At 42.0% G+C, this 17,762-nt stretch carries 19 protein-coding genes, 1 tRNA gene and 1 riboswitch; of the genes, 17 read left to right on the top strand and 3 right to left on the bottom strand.

Going from position 1 to position 17,762, the window contains the following annotated elements:
* Window positions 1–30: 30 nt before the first annotated feature.
* From BTO28_RS04660 to BTO28_RS04645, 4 genes are read left to right on the top strand one after another with little or no spacing between them, the layout of a single operon-like run.
* Window positions 31–1,230 (top strand): 2,3-diketo-5-methylthiopentyl-1-phosphate enolase, encoded by a 1,200-nt coding sequence (locus BTO28_RS04660; RefSeq protein WP_076764385.1) that lies wholly within the window; start codon window positions 31–33, stop codon window positions 1,228–1,230.
* Window positions 1,230–1,880 carry a 2-hydroxy-3-keto-5-methylthiopentenyl-1-phosphate phosphatase gene (locus BTO28_RS04655; protein ID WP_408606635.1) on the top strand — a complete coding sequence of 217 codons (651 nt, stop codon included), beginning with the start codon at window positions 1,230–1,232 and terminating at the stop codon, window positions 1,878–1,880. The genes BTO28_RS04660 and BTO28_RS04655 overlap by 1 nt, the downstream gene beginning before the upstream one ends.
* Window positions 1,877–2,488, top strand: coding sequence for a methylthioribulose 1-phosphate dehydratase (locus BTO28_RS04650; RefSeq protein ID WP_076764383.1), 612 nt, complete (start codon window positions 1,877–1,879; stop codon window positions 2,486–2,488). The genes BTO28_RS04655 and BTO28_RS04650 overlap by 4 nt, the downstream gene beginning before the upstream one ends.
* A gap of 3 nt (window positions 2,489–2,491) precedes the next feature.
* Complete coding sequence (locus tag BTO28_RS04645) at window positions 2,492–3,025, top strand: 1,2-dihydroxy-3-keto-5-methylthiopentene dioxygenase (RefSeq protein ID WP_076764382.1); 534 nt, start codon at window positions 2,492–2,494, stop codon at window positions 3,023–3,025.
* A gap of 104 nt (window positions 3,026–3,129) precedes the next feature.
* On the opposite strand, the gene BTO28_RS04640 is transcribed toward BTO28_RS04645, so the two are convergent.
* Entirely contained in the window at window positions 3,130–4,986 is a 1,857-nt protein-coding gene (locus BTO28_RS04640) for a transglycosylase domain-containing protein (RefSeq protein WP_076764381.1), read from the bottom strand.
* A gap of 93 nt (window positions 4,987–5,079) precedes the next feature.
* Window positions 5,080–5,472: a kinase-associated lipoprotein B gene (locus BTO28_RS04635; protein ID WP_076764380.1), complete on the bottom strand. Its 393-nt coding sequence runs from the start codon at window positions 5,470–5,472 to the stop codon at window positions 5,080–5,082.
* Window positions 5,473–5,592: 120 nt separating this feature from the next.
* Here BTO28_RS04635 and BTO28_RS04630 point away from each other — a divergent pair, with 120 nt between their 5' ends.
* The 5 genes from BTO28_RS04630 to BTO28_RS04610 all read left to right on the top strand — a co-directional run bounded on the left by BTO28_RS04630 (window position 5,593) and on the right by BTO28_RS04610 (window position 8,936).
* Complete coding sequence (locus BTO28_RS04630) at window positions 5,593–5,811, top strand: hypothetical protein (protein WP_076764379.1); 219 nt, start codon at window positions 5,593–5,595, stop codon at window positions 5,809–5,811.
* A 24-nt stretch (window positions 5,812–5,835) separates the two neighbouring features.
* Window positions 5,836–5,879: riboswitch (PreQ1 riboswitch) on the top strand.
* A gap of 73 nt (window positions 5,880–5,952) precedes the next feature.
* Window positions 5,953–6,618 (top strand): 7-cyano-7-deazaguanine synthase QueC, encoded by a 666-nt coding sequence (gene queC / locus BTO28_RS04625; protein WP_076764378.1) that lies wholly within the window; start codon window positions 5,953–5,955, stop codon window positions 6,616–6,618.
* Window positions 6,615–7,052 (top strand): 6-carboxytetrahydropterin synthase QueD, encoded by a 438-nt coding sequence (gene queD, locus BTO28_RS04620; RefSeq protein WP_076764377.1) that lies wholly within the window; start codon window positions 6,615–6,617, stop codon window positions 7,050–7,052. Before queC ends, queD begins: the two co-directional genes overlap by 4 nt.
* Entirely contained in the window at window positions 7,049–7,759 is a 711-nt protein-coding gene (gene queE, locus BTO28_RS04615; protein ID WP_076764376.1) for a 7-carboxy-7-deazaguanine synthase QueE, read from the top strand. The genes queD and queE overlap by 4 nt, the downstream gene beginning before the upstream one ends.
* A 112-nt stretch (window positions 7,760–7,871) precedes the next feature.
* A complete protein-coding gene (locus tag BTO28_RS04610) occupies window positions 7,872–8,936 on the top strand; it encodes an ATP-binding protein (protein WP_076764375.1) in 1,065 nt (354 codons plus the stop codon).
* A gap of 36 nt (window positions 8,937–8,972) precedes the next feature.
* Here the strand turns inward: BTO28_RS04610 and BTO28_RS04605 are convergent, their stop codons facing one another.
* A complete protein-coding gene (locus BTO28_RS04605) occupies window positions 8,973–10,142 on the bottom strand; it encodes a MalY/PatB family protein (RefSeq protein WP_076764374.1) in 1,170 nt (389 codons plus the stop codon).
* A gap of 62 nt (window positions 10,143–10,204) precedes the next feature.
* On the opposite strand from BTO28_RS04605, the gene BTO28_RS04600 reads away from it, so the two are divergent.
* The 8 genes from BTO28_RS04600 to BTO28_RS04565 all read left to right on the top strand — a co-directional run bounded on the left by BTO28_RS04600 (window position 10,205) and on the right by BTO28_RS04565 (window position 17,115).
* The gene (locus tag BTO28_RS04600; RefSeq protein ID WP_076764373.1) at window positions 10,205–10,468 is read left to right on the top strand and encodes a DUF1871 family protein; all 264 of its coding nucleotides are present in this window, start codon (window positions 10,205–10,207) and stop codon (window positions 10,466–10,468) included.
* A 106-nt stretch (window positions 10,469–10,574) separates the two neighbouring features.
* Window positions 10,575–11,075: an Lrp/AsnC family transcriptional regulator gene (locus BTO28_RS04595; protein ID WP_076764372.1), complete on the top strand. Its 501-nt coding sequence runs from the start codon at window positions 10,575–10,577 to the stop codon at window positions 11,073–11,075.
* Window positions 11,075–12,250: an aminotransferase gene (locus BTO28_RS04590; protein ID WP_076764371.1), complete on the top strand. Its 1,176-nt coding sequence runs from the start codon at window positions 11,075–11,077 to the stop codon at window positions 12,248–12,250. The genes BTO28_RS04595 and BTO28_RS04590 overlap by 1 nt, the downstream gene beginning before the upstream one ends.
* Before the next feature lie 278 nt (window positions 12,251–12,528).
* Window positions 12,529–12,894, top strand: a complete 366-nt coding sequence (yugI, locus tag BTO28_RS04585; RefSeq protein WP_076764370.1) for a S1 domain-containing post-transcriptional regulator GSP13 — start codon at window positions 12,529–12,531, stop codon at window positions 12,892–12,894.
* 107 nt (window positions 12,895–13,001) lie between these two features.
* Window positions 13,002–14,246 (top strand): Glu/Leu/Phe/Val family dehydrogenase, encoded by a 1,245-nt coding sequence (locus BTO28_RS04580; protein WP_076764369.1) that lies wholly within the window; start codon window positions 13,002–13,004, stop codon window positions 14,244–14,246.
* 105 nt (window positions 14,247–14,351) lie between these two features.
* Window positions 14,352–15,509: an iron-containing alcohol dehydrogenase gene (locus tag BTO28_RS04575; RefSeq protein ID WP_076764368.1), complete on the top strand. Its 1,158-nt coding sequence runs from the start codon at window positions 14,352–14,354 to the stop codon at window positions 15,507–15,509.
* A gap of 106 nt (window positions 15,510–15,615) precedes the next feature.
* The gene (locus BTO28_RS04570; protein ID WP_076764367.1) at window positions 15,616–16,971 is read left to right on the top strand and encodes a glucose-6-phosphate isomerase; all 1,356 of its coding nucleotides are present in this window, start codon (window positions 15,616–15,618) and stop codon (window positions 16,969–16,971) included.
* A gap of 71 nt (window positions 16,972–17,042) precedes the next feature.
* Window positions 17,043–17,115, top strand: a tRNA-Ala gene (locus tag BTO28_RS04565).
* The last annotated feature ends 647 nt before the right edge of the window (window positions 17,116–17,762 follow it).

The following is a 17,762-nucleotide window of genomic DNA, read 5'->3' as shown; positions in this document are numbered from 1 at the left end:
CTAGTGGGTATTTAGAATGGAGAACGAATCATGAGTGAAGTGATTGCAAAATACCGGCTTTTTGACCGGAACGGCAACTTTGAAAAGAAAGCGGAGGGAATTGCACTCGGACTCACAATCGGGTCGTGGACTGATTTGCCTCATCTTGAGCAAGAGCAGCTTCGGAAACATAAAGGCAGGGTGGTTGCCATTCAAGAAACCGGTCGTGAGACGGCGGAAGGACGGGAAGCTGATGTTACAATCGCCTATCCTTCTTCAAACTTTAGTGCAGATTTGCCGGCCATTTTAGTTACTGTCTTTGGTAAATTGTCACTGGATGGTGTCATTCGCTTAATGAATCTTGATTTTTCAAACGATTTAGCGAAGCGGTTTCCCGGTCCAAGATTCGGGGTAAAAGGCATACGTGAACTAACAGGTGCATATGGACGTCCGCTTCTCATGAGCATTTTTAAAGGTGTTATTGGCCGTGATTTGTCCTATTTAGAAAAGCAGTTGAGAGCACAGCTCGAAGGCGGCATCGATATTGTAAAAGACGATGAGATTTTGTTTGAAAATCGATTAACACCGTTTGAAGAGCGTTTAAAACTTGGTCAGCAGGTAATTGCTGAAAGTGGAAAAAAAGCTTTGTATGCAGTGAACTTGACCGGACGGACCAGTGAGTTGAAAGAAAAAGCACGCCGCGGAATAGAGCTCGGGGCTACAGCGTACTTATTTAATGTTTTTGCTTATGGACTTGATGTGCTGCAAGAACTTACAGAAGACCGCGACATTCCGGTGCCAATTATGGCGCATCCTGCCGTCTCAGGAGCATTTACTTCCGCTCCGCACCATGGATTTTCAACGGAACTTATGCTAGGGAAGCTTGTCCGTATGGCAGGTGCCGATTTTACATTGTTTCCATCGCCGTATGGTTCCGTTGCCCTTGAGCGGAATGCAGCTTTGAAAACAGCTGAAATGGCACTTGAAGAAAATATGTATAAGCCAACATTTCCTGTCCCGTCTGCCGGCATTCATCCTGGCCTTGTGCCTGTCCTATATGAGGATTTTGGGATCGATTCAATCATTAATGCCGGCGGCGGTGTTCATGGTCATCCGAACGGCGCAGCTGGAGGGGGACGGGCATTCCGTCAGGCAATTGACGCTGTTATAACGGGACGAACGCTTGAAGAAGCAGCCAAACAGCATGAGGACTTGCGAGTCGCACTCGAAATGTGGGGAACAGGAAAATGATGAAAAACCCGGTATTGATTTGTGATTTTGACGGTACAGTTACGAAAAATGATAATATTATCGCGATAATGAAACAGTTTGCGCCGGACGGCTGGGAGGAATTGAAAGATGGAGTCCTTTCTCAGCGCATATCGATTAAAGAAGGCGTCGGCAAAATGTTTTCCTTGCTTTCCACCTCTCAAAAAGAAGAGATAACCGAATTTATTTTGAATGATGCGAAAATACGTGAAGGCTTTACGGAATTTGTCGCGTATGCAAAAGATGCAGGTATTCCACTATACATCGTCAGCGGTGGGATTGACTTTTTTGTAAGACCGCTATTAAAAGGTTTAGTACCGGACGATCAAGTATACTGCAATATGTCTGACTTTTCTGGTGACTATATTCAGATTGACTGGCCTCATTTATGCGATGAGCACTGTTCGAATGAATGCGGATGCTGCAAGCCATCCATTGTGAGGGAAATTGCAAAAGGAAAAGACATTATTGTTATCGGTGACTCCATTACGGATCTTGAAGCTGCTAAACTGGCAGACTTTGTTGTAGCACGTGATCTATTGCTGGAAAAATGCCGTTCACTTGGTTTACACCACAAGCCATTTGCCACATTTTATGACGTTATTGACCATGTGAAAGAGGTTATTGGATGAATACATTGCAATTAAAATGGAACGATTTGGCGGATGTAAAGCGGGAGCTTGCATTGCGTGACTGGTTCCCTGGAACGAGCGGGAATTTGTCAATTAAAGTAGATGATGAGTCGTTTCTAGTGACAGCCAGTGGGAAGGATAAGCGGAAAGAAACGGCAGAAGACTTTTTACTTGTAGATGCGAGAGGTTCAGCAATTGATGGATTTGCCGGAAAGCCTTCAGCTGAAACACTTCTTCATGTAGAGGTATATGGTAAAACGAATGCCGGCTGCAGCCTGCATGTCCATACAGTAGATAATAACGTAATAAGCGAACTTTACGGGGAAGAAGGAGAAGTAACATTTACTGGACAGGAAATTATTAAAGCGTTTGGTATCTGGGAAGAAAACGCATCTGTAACTGTACCGATTATCCCAAATTATGCGAACATTCCCCAGCTTGCAGCGGAGTTTGGAAAGTATGTGTCCGCTGATGCCGGTGCAGTTTTAATTCGCAATCACGGTATAACGGTTTGGGGACGAGATGCATTTGAAGCCAAGAAATTTTTAGAAGCATATGAATTTTTATTTTCATGGCATATAAAATTACTCATGTTGAAAGGAAGATAAAAAATGGCTGTTATTCAATTTCAAGAAACAGGCGAACGCATTACAGATAAAAATGCAATTGATGCATTTTTAACAAGTCAGGAAGTGATTTATGAGAATTGGGATATTACGAATCTTCCAGAAAATTTACGTGAAAATTACTCACTGACAGATGATGAGAAGCAGCAGGTTCTTGATGTATTTTCAGCAGAAATTAAAGATATTTCAGAGCGACGCGGCTATCAGGCTCATGATGTGATTTCATTATCTGACAGCACGCCCAATCTGGATGAGCTGTTAACGAATTTTCAAAAAATCCATATCCACACTGATGATGAAGTTCGCTTTATCGTGAGCGGACACGGTATCTTTGCTATTCAAGCGAAAGACGGCCAATTCTTTAATGTTGAGCTAGAGCCGGGTGACTTGATCTCTGTACCGGTTAACACACGTCATTACTTCACATTAATGGAAGACCGAAAAGTAGTGGCTGTTCGCATTTTTGTTACAAAAGAAGGCTGGGTGCCGATTTACGACGATGAAAAAACAAATGCATAAAAAAGATGAAAAAGAACCGGGGTTTTTAGGCTCCGGTTCTTTTCTATGAGAATTTTTGATTAAAAAAACAAAACACCCCGCATACCGAATGCGGAGTGAATATGTTATTGCATAATTCGCCGCCAAATCAGCTGATGAGGCGCGTAGCTTTCCATGTAGCGAATACCTTGATATTCGTTTTCATATTTGTCTTTTCCGGTCCACACAGCTGCCGTATAGCCTTCTGTAAGTCCGACAAACCATAAATCCCGTACATTGTTCGTTGTACCTGTTTTACCCCCGATATACGGTGCTGCAAAATTTGCTTTTTTACCTGTGCCATTTTTCACAACGTTTGTAAGCATATCACGCATTTTATACGTTGTCGCACTCGACCAAATTCGGACCGGTTCCTCTTTCCATTCATAAAGCGTATTCCCTTGAAGATCTGTCACCCGTTTAATAGCATGTGGTTTTGTAAAAGTGCCGTCCACGAATGAACTGTAGGCACCGGCCATTTCGAGTGTCGTAAAGCCATCAATCCCGCCAAGCGACGCTGCTGGAAATCGATCATCTTCATTGATGCGGTCAAATTCGAATTTATCCAGGTATGAAAATGACTTCTCAATCCCTGTCTTCATATACAGACGAATGGCTGCAGTATTATGTGATTTCGCCAGCGCTTCTTTTAGTGTCACCATTCCATACTCTGTTTTTGAGTAGTTTTTCGGACAGTATGAACGAGTGCAATAAGCACCAGCAGACACTAGATCATTCACACCGGCACCGAAAGTCTCCATGTAAGGAGCATAGTCTAATAGAGGCTTAATGGTGGAACCTGGCTGGCGGTAGCCTTGGAAAGCACGGTTGAATTGGGTTTTATCAAAATCTTTCCCGCCTGATAAAGCGACAATATCATGTGACTGATTGCCGACAACAGCAGCGGATCCTTGTACAGAAGATCCGGCTAGCACGTTATTAACAGCGTTCACTGCTTTTTGCTGTATAACAGGATCAAGAGCGGTATGGATAATGACACCGGATGTGAGGATTGCTGAGACACGCGCATTCAATTTTTCTTGAATTTGAATACGTGCGTCACCTTCCGCATTAATAAGCTGCTGGTCAAAACCTTCTGATTCAGCAATTAAATCTTTAAATTCGTCCATCACATACGTAGAATAATCAGGATATTTATCAATCCGATCGCGTGTGTTCAAAATGATCTTTTCATTCTTTATCTGCTCTGCTTCGTCGGCTGTAATTAATTCCTCCCGAACCATAATATCGATCAATCGTTCCTGGCGCTTTTTTGTATTGTCAAAGCGCTTTTCCGGATCGTAGAGAGACGGGTTATTTGGAATCGCAGCAATAAAAGCCATCTGTGCTTTAGACAGCTTGTCCACAGGCTTTTGGAAGTAATATTGTGCAGCTGATTCAACACCGTACACATTGTGATTGAAATAAATAACATTTAAATACAAATTTAAAATTTCTTCTTTTTCAAGTTTTTTCTCAAGCTGATACGAATAAAGTACTTCGGAAATTTTTCGCGCAAGTGTCCTGTCTTGCGTTAAGTATACATTCCTCGCAACCTGCTGGGTGATCGTACTCGCACCTTGTTCAATTTCGTCGGACTGGGCATTGACTAAAAGTGCCCGCATAACGGCAGCCGCATCAATGCCGGCATGCTCATAAAAATGTTTATCCTCGGATTGCAAAAAAACTTCCTTTAAAAAGGCAGGTACCTTTTCCCCTTCGACGACAACCCGATTTGGTTGATGAAGCTCAAGATATGTGTCGCCGTTTGCATCTTTTACCCTGCTTGCCTGTGGCAAATCAATTTCCTTAATAATAACTCGCTGTTCAACGTAATCATCAAAATTTTGCACTTTTCCCGCTTCTGCATTGGCGTAATAAAACGTCAGTACGGATACTGGAATTAGCAAAATTATGAGCATGTACCCAAAAACCGTTCTCATTCACTAACCGCCTTTTCGAGGTTTAAAGTTTCATATGTATTATCATAAAGGAAAAAAAGATGGAAATAAAGGGCTGTTATTCACAAAAAAAGGCTATTCAAATGATATTTTATACATGAGGGAATACTCTTTTTTTACCGCGTTAAGCGCCTTCAGGCTGCGTTCAGAGAATTCATCATTTTTTGCTTTTAACCGGTTTTCAAGCTTTGCAACGGCTGCTATAAGCGAATCGTTGTAATCCGTTGCTTCACCATCGAAAGGATGAACAGCCGATTCTGGGATATTTGCTTGTTCGTAGTGGGCAAGTGCTTTCCTTTCATGGAAAAATGGGACATCCACTTCATTCGGGTTATGAAGGTCGCCTTGAGCTGGATGACGCAGAACAGAGGATACTTTCACTGTATAACTGCCGGGGCGCTGCCCGGTAATGGTGCCTGTATATTTACCAGATTTATAATGAGCTGTTACACTATCTCCAATTTTCATCTTATCTCCTCCTTAAAAATTCATTGTATCAATTTTCTTCATTTAATGGAAATGTCACAAACACGTTATTTGATTTATAATCGTCTACTGCTATAATAAACGAGTAATATAGAAGGAGGCATGTATGTGCTGACGAACTTTATACTCGGTTTCGGTAACTTTTTATATTTCCCGGAAGATAAAACGGAATATATTCCGGCTGCGTTTTCCATGGCGTTTTTTGTTTTAATGGCAGTTGCTGTCTTTTTACTGTTTAAGCGGATATCGAAAAAAGAGGAGCAAAAAACGAAACTCCTTGAAGAACAGATCCGCAAGGCAAACGAACAAACTAAACTATAAATGAAAGAAGACATTCCGCTGCGCGCGGGAGAGGTTCGCGAACTCCCTCTATAAAAAACTAAGGAAAAAACCGGCGAGTGGCGGTTTTTTTCTGTTGTCTTCGCGCACCTTTTCTTTCGAATAGAAAGAAGGAAAAAAGAGATGATAAAAAACGAAAAAGCCGTTGTTGTATTCAGCGGCGGCCAGGATAGCACAACATGCTTATTCTGGGCAAAACAAACATTTAAAGATGTGATCGCGGTGACGTTTAACTACGGACAGCGGCACGATGCAGAAATAGATGTGGCGAAAAAAATTGCGGCTGATTTCAATATCCCGCATCATATTCTCGATATGGGATTGTTAAACCAGCTGGCGCCAAGTGCGTTGACACGTGACGAGATCCTCATTAAAGAAAGGGATGGACAGCCGCCAACTACATTTGTTGAAGGGCGCAATCTGCTGTTTTTATCGTTTGCGGCAATTCTAGGTAAACAATACGATGCGCGTCATATCGTAACAGGCGTCTGTGAAACAGATTTCAGCGGGTATCCGGACTGCCGGGATTCTTTTGTGAAATCGCTCAATGTGACACTTAATTTGTCAATGGATTTCGATTTTGTCATTCATACCCCCCTAATGTGGCTCGATAAAAAACAAACGTGGGCGCTTGCGGACGATTTAGGGGCATTTGATTACGTTCGTGAAAATACATTGACATGTTATAACGGTATTAAAGGATCGGGATGTGGAGAATGTCCGGCATGTAAGCTTCGTCAGAACGGACTCGATCAATATAAGGAAGATAAAAGGGGAGACGTGCAATGATGCAACAAATATATCCGGCGCCGGCGCACGATTTTCGCTACGAGTTAAATAAAGATTTTCAATTTGCTGCGGCCCATTACGTACCGCATGATGAAGCGGGCGCGTGCCGCAATTTGCACGGGCATACGTATTTTGCAAACATCACAGTTGCTGGTGATGAATTAAACGATTCGGGCTTTCTTGTGAACTTTCAACTTATTAAGTCTTTAATCCACAACCGCTTTGACCATACCATTTTAAATAATGATGCCCTTTTTTCAGAAGACACTTCAGAGCGGTTTCCGACAACAGAAGTCGTAGCGAGGATCATTTGGGAAGTGGTTCAAAAAGAACTTGATGATACACCAAATAAGCCGAAATGCCTTCAAGTATACTTGCGTGAAACACCGACAAGCTATGTTGTGTACCGGCCCAAAAAAGGTGATTTCTTATGATCCCAGTACTTGAAATTTTTGGTCCGACCGTTCAGGGAGAAGGGGCGGTCATTGGCCGTAAAACGATGTTCGTCCGCACGGCTGGCTGCGATTACCGCTGTTCTTGGTGTGATTCAGCCTTCACATGGGATGGGAGTGCGAAAGACGATATTCGCAAAATGACACCGGAAGAGATATACGAGGAGTTGTTGTCCGTTGGGGGGGAGACGTTCGACCATGTGACGATTTCCGGCGGTAATCCTGCCCTCTTGCCTCAGTTAGGCGGATTAATTGATCTTTTTAAAGAGAAAGGGATCAGCACTGCTCTTGAAACACAGGGTTCCCGCTTCCAGCCGTGGTTCCGGGATATTAGTGAACTAACTCTTTCACCGAAGCCGCCAAGCTCTGGAATGGAGACCGATATAGATAAATTGCATGAAATACTTGAAGGAACTGCGGGTCAGAATGTCAGTTTAAAAGTCGTGGTGTTTAACGAACAAGATCTTGCTTATGCAAAGCACATTCATCAACTGTTCCCGGAGGTGCCGTTTTTCATTCAGACAGGCAATGATAGACTCGATGAGAAAGATCACGCAAAACTATTAGTCTATTTGGCCAGCCGGTATGAGTGGCTGATTAATTTAGTCATGCCGGATTCTGATTTCAAACGGGTGCGTGTTCTTCCCCAGCTCCACACATTTGTATGGGGAAATAAAAAAGGTGTCTAATGAAAGCCTGTTCTTCAAATGAAGAACAGGCTTTTTTATACATTTCTCTTTACCTAGAGTCTTGAGAATTTATTTCATATCATATAAAATTTTTTAAAAGGAGGTGAAAAATATGGAAGAAATACTTGCTGATACCGTCGACCAAACCGTATTTGAAAACGAAAACATGTACCGGCAGATTATTGAATATTCTGTTGACCCAATTGTCATCCATAGAAATTATAAAATATTATACATAAATCAATCTGGAACCCGTTTTTTTAAAGGGTTAAAGGAAGAAATCGTTGGTACATGTGTACTTGATGTGTTTCAAGAAGAGGATAAGCCGATCATTATGGAAAGAAATCGACAAGCAATGGCGGGAACGGAACCGTTAGACGTCATTGAGGAAACTATTACGAAGTTTGATGGGACAAAGGTCGAAGTGGAACTATACTGTCATCCGGTCATATTTGGTGATAAGAAAGCCATTCAAACGGTTTTTCGTGATGTTACAGTGCGTAAGGATACAGAAAAGCTTTTAAACCATCAGGAGAAATTAGCATCCATCGGTCAAATTGCTGCCGGAATAGCACACGAAATAAAGAATCCGCTTACATCAGTGAAGGGATTTTTGCGATTATTGAAGGAATCTTATACGCACCCATATTTAGATGTAATGGATGCTGAGTTAGAGAAGGCGCTTGATACGTTAAAAAATTTATTGCAAGTTTCGAAACCTGATTTACAGGAAGAAAAAGTTGTTTCTATTAATTTTTGTAAAGAGCTGTCTTCGTTAATGCTTCTATTTCAAGAAAGGCTATATAACGTAGAGGTGGAATTGGATTTACGAGATTCAGAGATCACCATATTTGGGAAGAAAAATTTATTCTTAAAAGCCTTTTTTAACCTCATTAAAAATGCCTTGGAAGCAATTGAAGAGAAAGGGAAAATCACAATCCTGCATTACCATAAAGATGGCTGGATACATATAAAAGTAAGTGATACTGGAGTTGGTGTACCGAAAGATAAATTAAAAATGCTGGGTACACCGTTCTTTTCCAGTAAAAGTGACGGCACCGGACTAGGATTGACACAAGTGTTTACAACGATAAATGAGCATGGAGGAAATATCACGGTTGAAAGTGTTGTTGGACAGGGTACGACTTTCCACATCCAGCTGCCCGTGAAACAATAAAAAACCCTGCCACAAGCCGGCGGGGTATTTTTTTTATCATTTTATAGTTAGTGAATCCACTGCTTTTTTCATTCGACTGAGACCATCCTCGACGAGCGAACGCGGGCAGGCGACATTTAATCGCATGAATCCTTCACCACCGGGACCATATTTTGCACCGTTGCCGAGTGCAATGCTCCCTTCATCTAAAAATAATGCAAGCAGCTCTTTATCTGAAAGTCCTAGTTGTCGGCAATCGATCCATACGAGATAGCTTCCTTCTGGTACCATGACGACAAGTTCAGGAATTTTCTCTTCTATGTACTCTTTCACCAGTTGTGCATTTCCTTGAATGTATTCAATCACTTCATCAAGCCACTCATGCCCGTGACGGTACGCTGCCTCCATTGCAGCAATACCCATCTGATTTAATGTAAACGCACCTTGACGGGCAAACACTTTCTGCATTTTCGTTCGTAGTTGTTTATCTGAAACGATTAAGGCTGAAGCCTGTAAACCGGCTAGATTGAATGTTTTAGACGGGGCAATAAGTGTTACCACTTTTTCAGAAAATGAACCCAAAGGAATATGCTTATGTGGTCCCCGTGTCAAATCGCTATGTATTTCATCCGATATAATGGTTACTCCATGCTTTTCACAAATAGCCGCCAGTTTTTTTAATTCTTTTTCTGACCACACACGGCCCCCGGGGTTGTGAGGCGAGCAGAATAAAAACAATTTCGCGTTTTCCGAAACAATTTTTGATTCGATGTCTTCATAGTCCATTTCATAACGATTATTTTTTAGAATCAGCTCACTATGGACTAGCCTCCGTTCATTTTTCTCGACCATATCAAAAAACGGATTGTAAACCGGCGGCTGGACAATGACAGCATCTCCCGATTCTGTCAGAGCTTCAATGGCTGCACCAATTGACGGCACAACGCCATGATTAAACAGCAGCCATTCTTTTTTTATTACCCACTCATGTCGCACGTTCATCCAGTCGACGATTGCTTCACGAGTAGAGTCAGGCACGAGAGTGTAGCCGTAAACCCCGTGAGCCGCTTCTTTTTTCACCGCTTCAATAACGGGTTCTGGCGCTTTAAAGTCCATATCCGCCACCCACATTGGCAGCACATCTTCTTTTCCAAATACTGTTTTCAGACCATCCCATTTCACAGCGTTCGTTCCGCGCCGTTCAACGACTTCATCAAATCTTGACATCAAATCCACTCTCCCTGACAATTAGTTATTATCATGTTAAAACAAAATGAAAGGTGATACAAATGAATGAAACTGCACAATTAAATCTTGCGCTTGCGGACGTATTGAATGGCTTTGATCCATATAACGCCGGAGAAGGTTTTTACGATACAGAAATTGCGGACTCGATCTATGCGGTTCATAGTATCGACGAAATAAACAAACTGGCGGCTGCTATTCGGTCTATTTATGAACACTCATTTGACATGCCAATGTCTGGCGGAAATCCAACTAAACTTGCTGAACAACTAATGACAATAAAAAACAACTCCTCTTGCTCTTTGTGAAATTTCACAAAAATATGAGTTATTTTTAGTGAAATGAACAAACAAGTATTGATTTTGTTATAATGAATTATGTAGTTTTTTACATTACTGAGGAGGATCAATCATCATGAAGCTGAATGAAAAAGAAGTGGAAATCCTTGAAATTCTGCAGAAAGACGCACGTTTTGAAGCGGCAGATATCGCTAAAATGACTGGTCTTGCGGTAACGGAAGTAGCGGATACGATTCGCCGTCTAGAAGAAGAAAAAGTCATTGTTCACTATGCCACACTCGTTGATTGGGCAAAAATGGACAATTTTACAGGGGTGACAGCGATGATCGATGTGAAGGTCACACCGAAGCGCGGCGTCGGCTTTGACGAAGTTGCAGAAAGGATTTACCGCTTTAAGGAAGTCAGCTCTGTTTATTTAATGTCGGGTGTATATGATTTGTCAGTTACCGTCGAAGGGAAATCGATGAATGAAATAGCCCGCTTTGTATCAGAAAAACTATCCACACTGGATTCGGTTGTGTCTACAACAACTCATTTTCAATTAAAAAAATATAAGCACGATGGCATGATTTACACGTCGAAACAACAAGATAATAGAATCGTGGTGTCACCGTGATGACAGTAACAAAGAGCTATATCGCAAAATCGGTAGAAAATATGCGTCCATCGGGCATCCGGAAATTTTTTGATTTAGCGGCAACGATGGAAGGGGTAGTCTCCCTTGGCGTGGGTGAACCGGATTTTGTCACCACTTGGTCAGTCCGTGAAGCAGCTATTTCTTCATTGGAGCGAGGGTTTACATCCTATACAGCGAATGCCGGCTTAATCGAACTTCGCAGGGAAATAGCCCATTATATGGAGAGTCGTTTTAGAGTTCGTTATTCGCCTCAGAATGAAATTATAGTTACAGTAGGTGCAAGCCAGGCAATTGATATTGCGATGCGTGCGATAACGGATCCGGGTGATGAAATTATTGTAGTAGAACCGTGTTTTGTTTCCTACGCTCCACTTGTTGAGCTCGCTGGCGGAAAAGCGGTGACGATCGGGACTACAGGTGAAACGGGCTTTAAATTGCAGCCTGAACAGTTTGAAGCAGCCATTACGTCCAAAACGAAAGCGCTCCTTCTCTGTTATCCGAACAATCCGACCGGTACGCAGCTTAATAAAGAGGACCTGCAGCTCATTGCAGATATTGTGAAAAAACACGATTTGCTTGTCATAGCTGATGAAATTTATGCGGAGCTGGCATACGATCAGGATCATACATCGATTGCATCACTAGAGGGAATGCGTGAACGAACGATTTTAATTAATGGATTTTCTAAAGGATTTGCCATGACTGGCTGGCGTCTTGGTTTTACATGTGCACCCGTTAAAATCTCCAGTGCGATGCTGAAAATTCATCAATACGCAATGATGTGTGCGTCAACACCGGCACAGTATGGAGCAATTGAAGCATTACAAAACGGCATGACAGATGTGGAAAGCATGAAGAAAGACTATCGCCGGCGCCGAAATTATATCGTTCAATCGTTTAATGAACTTGGACTTGACTGCCATTTGCCGGGCGGAGCATTTTACGTATTCCCATCCATTCAGTCAACAGGTCTAACTTCTGAACAATTTGCAGAACAACTCCTTCTTGAAGAAAAAGTAGCAGTAGTGCCGGGTTCAGTTTTTGGTAAAGGGGGCGAAGGCTACATACGCTGCTCTTACGCATCATCCATGGCACAATTGCAGGAAGCGATCAAACGTATTGGACAGTTTATTGACAAAAGACAAATGAATTAATAAGGGAAGAGCAAAAATGCTCTTCCCTTATTTTTTTCAAAAATGTCTATTGAATAGAAAGTATTGTTTTTTATATTACTAACCTTATGTATTTCCATCTGAATTTGAAATTAGCAAAGGCTGATATCAATCTGTTCCTTTTAATTTTTAATCTGTCTTGAATATTTTACTTGACTCTTTTAGTTAGAAAAACCAGTGATTAATTTCAAGTCATTTGAAAGTATGGTATAATATCGCGACGCATAAAACAGAAAACAACAAAAAACTGGAGAGATTTGATGGGACAAAAATTTGAACCGGGGCAGATTGTCACCGGGAAAATCACCGGCATCCAGCCGTACGGCGCTTTTATTGCACTTGATCACGGCCGTCAGGGGCTTGTTCATATATCAGAAATCACGCACGGCTTTGTGCGGGACATTAATGATTATTTAACAGTCGGTGAAGACGTAACGGTAAAAGTGCTTTCGGTCAATGAAGATGAAAGTAAAATTAGCTTGTCCATCCGGGCGACAGAAGAAGGCGGCCGTCATCAGCGCAGAGGCATACAAATTGATGACGATGGAGACGGTTTTCATCCATTGAAAGACAAATTGCAGGAATGGATTGAGCAATCGGTCAAGGAAGAGCGGAAAAAAGGCTGAATATAGGCTATATGTCTTGCGGACGGGTCGTTCGTAAGCATACAATGGAAGCAATAGTAAGAAATGATTACTTGGCGAAAAAATGATGATAAAAGAGGGGAATGTAAATGGCGGAAAATTTAAACTTATTCACATCGACCCAGAACGTCATTAAAGAAGCACTTACTAAACTCGGATACACAGAAGAGATGTACGAGCTGTTAAAAGAACCGCTCCGCATGTTAACAGTGCGTATTCCCGTCAAAATGGATGACGGATCAGTCAAAATTTTCACGGGATACCGTGCACAGCATAACGATGCACCAGGTCCCACAAAAGGCGGCGTCCGTTTCCATCCTGAAGTGAATGAAGAAGAAGTGAAAGCGTTATCTATGTGGATGACATTAAAAGCTGGTATCGTTGATTTGCCATATGGAGGCGGTAAAGGCGGCGTCGTTTGTGATCCTCGCCAGTTGTCCATGCGGGAAATTGAAAATATCAGCCGCGGATATGTCCGCGCCATCAGCCAAATTGTTGGCCCTACAAAAGATATTCCTGCCCCGGATGTCTACACGAATTCACAGATTATGGCCTGGATGATGGATGAATACAGCAGGATCCGTGAGTTTGACTCGCCGGGCTTTATTACCGGCAAGCCAATTGCACTTGGAGGTTCTCACGGCCGTGAAAAAGCGACTGCACAAGGTGTAACAATTTGTATTCATGAAGCTGCACAGAAGCGGGGGATTGACATAAAAGGCGCCCGTGTTGTTGTACAGGGGTTTGGGAACGCCGGCAGCTACTTGGCTAAATTTATGCATGATGCTGGTGCGAAAGTAGTCGGCATTTCTGATGCATACGGCGGTCTCCATGATCCGGATGGTCTTGATATTGATTATTTGCTCGATCGCCGTGACAGCTTTGGTACGATTACAACGTTGTTTGACAATACAATTACGAACCAGCAGCTTCTTGAAATTGACTGCGACATATTAGTGCCGGCAGCAATTTCCAACCAAATTACAGAAGAAAATGCCCGAAACATTCAAGCATCAATCGTGGTAGAAGCAGCAAACGGACCAACGACGCTTGAAGCAACGAAAATTTTAACGGAGCGAGGTATTTTGCTCGTGCCGGATGTACTGGCTAGCGCCGGCGGCGTAACCGTTTCTTATTTCGAATGGGTGCAAAATAATCAAGGATATTATTGGACGGAAGAAGAAGTGAATGAAAAGCTTCATGAAAATTTAATTAAAGCATTTAATAACATTTATGAAGTATCACAGACACGCGGTGTCAATATGCGTCTTGCCGCCTACATGGTCGGTGTTCGCCGTGCTGCGGAAGCTTCAAAATTTAGAGGATGGGTATAAACCGGCTGTTTTTTAGCCGGTTTTTTTTATGTGCTTCAAGAGTAATTAGTTGATAAATACACGGACTGTTTCGCATAATGAAACTGAAAAGGAGTGAAGAAGACAATGAATGAATTTGTATACTGGAATCCGGTTAAATGGATTTTTGGCAAAGATACAGTAAATCAATTAAGAGACAACATCGCTCCATACGGTGAAAACGTCTTGCTTGTTTATGGGGGCGGCAGCATTAAAAAAAGCGGTTTGTACGACTTAGTATTAAAACAGCTTGATGGATTTAATATAACGGAACTAGCTGGAGTTGAACCGAATCCACGTCTGACAACAGTAAAGCGTGGAGCTCAATTATGCCGTGAAAATCAAGTTAGCTTTATCCTTGCAGTGGGAGGCGGCAGCGTTATTGACTGTGCAAAAGCCGTTGCAGCAGCAGCAAAGTATGAGGGCGATCCTTGGGATTTTATCACGAAAAAAGAGCCTGTAAAAAATGGGCTTCCTCTTGGAACGATTTTAACTCTGGCTGCAACAGGATCCGAAATGAATTCTGGTTCCGTTATTACAAACTGGGATACAAATGAAAAGCTGGGATGGGGAAGTCCCTATGTTTTCCCGAAATTTTCGATTTGTGATCCGTACTGGACCACGACGGTACCCCGTGATCAGACGACATATGGCATTGTAGACATGATGACGCACATGCTTGAGCAGTATTTTCATAATTCTGAACAAACGGATGTGCAGGATCGGATGATTGAGGGGACTTTGAAAACAGTTGTCGAAACCGCTCCGAAATTAATGAATGATCTGCAAAATGATAAATTGAGGGAAACAGTGATGTTTGCCGGCACGATTGCTTTAAACGGAATGCTTCAAATGGGCTATCGCGGTGATTGGGCAACGCATAATATTGAACACGCCGTTTCAGCTGTTTACGATATACCACATGGTGGAGGTTTAGCGATTTTATTCCCGAATTGGATGAAATACAACATCGATGTAAAGCCAGAGCGTTTTAAAAAGCTGGCTGTGCGTGTATTTGATATTGATCCGGGAGGGAAGACGGATAAAGAAGCAGGTCTTGAAGGGATTGAAGCTCTTCGTCATTTCTGGACATCCATTGAAGCACCTTCCCGTCTTGCGGATTATGATATTGACGATAGCCGCATTGATGAAATGGCAGGTAAAACATTGTTTAACGGTCCATTTGGGAACTTTACAAAGTTGGACCGCGAAGATGTAACAGCGATTTTGCGAGCTTCACTATAACCGGGCGAAAATAAGCCCGGCTTTTTCTATTGTTTTTCCTTGCGAAACCGAGTTCAGTCATATACAGTAAAGTGGAAAAATACAGATAGACGGAGGTTTTTTGAGGATGACGCATATTCAATTTAATTATTCAAATGCTCTTTCGTTTTTCGGCGAACACGAAATTGAGTATTTGCGTGATGCCGTAAAAGTGGCGCACCATTCCCTTCATGAAAAAACAGGTCAGGGAAACGATTACCTCGGATGGATTGACCTCCCTGAAGATTATGACAAAGAAGAATTTGCCCGAATCAAAAAAGCAGCGGAAAAAATACGTAACGATTCTGATATTCTAATCGTCATTGGGATCGGTGGATCATATCTTGGCGCACGCGCTGCGATCGACATGCTGAACCATAGCTTTTATAATGTCTTATCTTCTGAAAAGCGCAATGGACCACAAGTGTTTTTCGCTGGGAACAATATCAGCTCTACATACATGAGCGATTTGATTGAAGTGCTTGAGGGGAAAAATTGGTCCATAAATGTCATCTCAAAATCAGGAACAACAACGGAACCAGCTCTTGCATTCCGCTTGTTCCGCGGCCTTCTTGAAAAGCAATATGGAAAAGATGAAGCAAAAAGCCGCATTTATGCAACGACAGATAAAGCAAGAGGTGCTTTAAAAACAGTTGCGAATGAAGAGGGATACGAAACATTTGTTATTCCGGATGATGTCGGCGGTCGTTATTCCGTTTTAACAGCGGTTGGTTTACTTCCGATTGCCGTGGCTGGAGCAGACATCGATGCGATGATGCAGGGCGCGCGCGATGCTCGCGAAGCATACAGTTCATCAGAACTTGAGGAAAATCAGGCATATCAATATGCGGCTGTTCGCAATGCTTTGTATAACAAAGGAAAAACAATTGAAATGCTCATTAACTATGAACCAGGCCTTCAATATTTCTCTGAGTGGTGGAAACAGCTATTTGGTGAAAGTGAAGGAAAAGACGGCAAAGGAATTTTCCCTTCTTCTGCAAACTTCTCAACAGACTTACATTCACTTGGTCAATACGTGCAGGAAGGCCGCAGAGATTTATTTGAAACCGTAATCCGCGTCGAAAACCCACTTAAATCATTAAACGTTGAGGAAGCAGATAACGACCTTGATGGGCTAAATTACCTAGCTGGACAAACAGTTGATTTCGTTAACAATAAAGCATTTGAAGGAACGCTGCTTGCTCACACGGATGGCGGTGTACCAAACTTGACGGTATCTATCCCGGCGATGGATGCTTACACATTTGGGTACTTGGTATACTTCTTTGAAAAAGCGTGCGCGATCAGTGGGTACCTTCTTGGTGTAAATCCATTCGACCAGCCAGGTGTAGAAGCGTATAAAGTAAATATGTTTGCTCTCCTTGGAAAGCCAGGCTTTGAAGAAAAGAAAATAGAACTTGAAAAGAGACTCCACGGGGAATAATCCCTGGAGTTTCTTTTAAAAAAGAGTTGCGAATTGCAAGAATAACGTTATAATATAATCTAGACATCAACGGGGCATTAGCTCAGCTGGGAGAGCGCTTGCATGGCATGCAAGAGGTCAGCGGTTCGATCCCGCTATGCTCCATAAAGGAAAAACGGCTAAATAGCCATATTTGGATTCTTTACTGTATTGGCAATCTGTATGCATGTTCAATCAATGTCATACCAGAGTATAAAAGCTAGATAAAACCTCTTTTCCGTTAAATCGGAAGGAGGTTTTTTGAACTTCAATTTCTTTTGTGAATAATTGGTGTGCCGTATCCTTCCGCAGATTTTGTGAAAGCTTACGTCAATTTAGTTTTCTTTACTTTCGCCAATGAAACCTTTTCCGGAGTTTTTCATGGAGGTCACATCGATCTTTATCTTTGTTCCCTGAACGTAACTATATGTACAATAACTCTTATTCAGCCGGAAAGGTTCGAGAATTGATTAACAACACAGTAAAAGCAGCATGTATTGAATTAGATAGCTTTATAATTTCTAAAATGTATCGTTTTTATTTCTATGTAGATTTATAAAAGTAATAAAAAGAAGCAGCTGTATTAAAGTAATGTATTAAAAGTTTTTCAAAAAACACTTGCGCTATATTAAACAATCATGTTATATTACTTCTTGTCCGCAAGAGAGCGGAAAAATATTTTTGACAACTGGTTAATGTCGTGTTACATTATTGAAACGGCATTGCCGAAAATTGAACATTGAAAACTGAACAAAATCAATAAAAACGTCAAC

Origin of the sequence: Domibacillus epiphyticus, assembly GCF_001975785.1 — a bacterium.
GTDB classification, from domain to species: Bacteria; Bacillota; Bacilli; order Bacillales; family Domibacillaceae; genus Domibacillus; species Domibacillus epiphyticus.
This window is presented reverse-complemented; position numbering and strand designations above follow the sequence as displayed.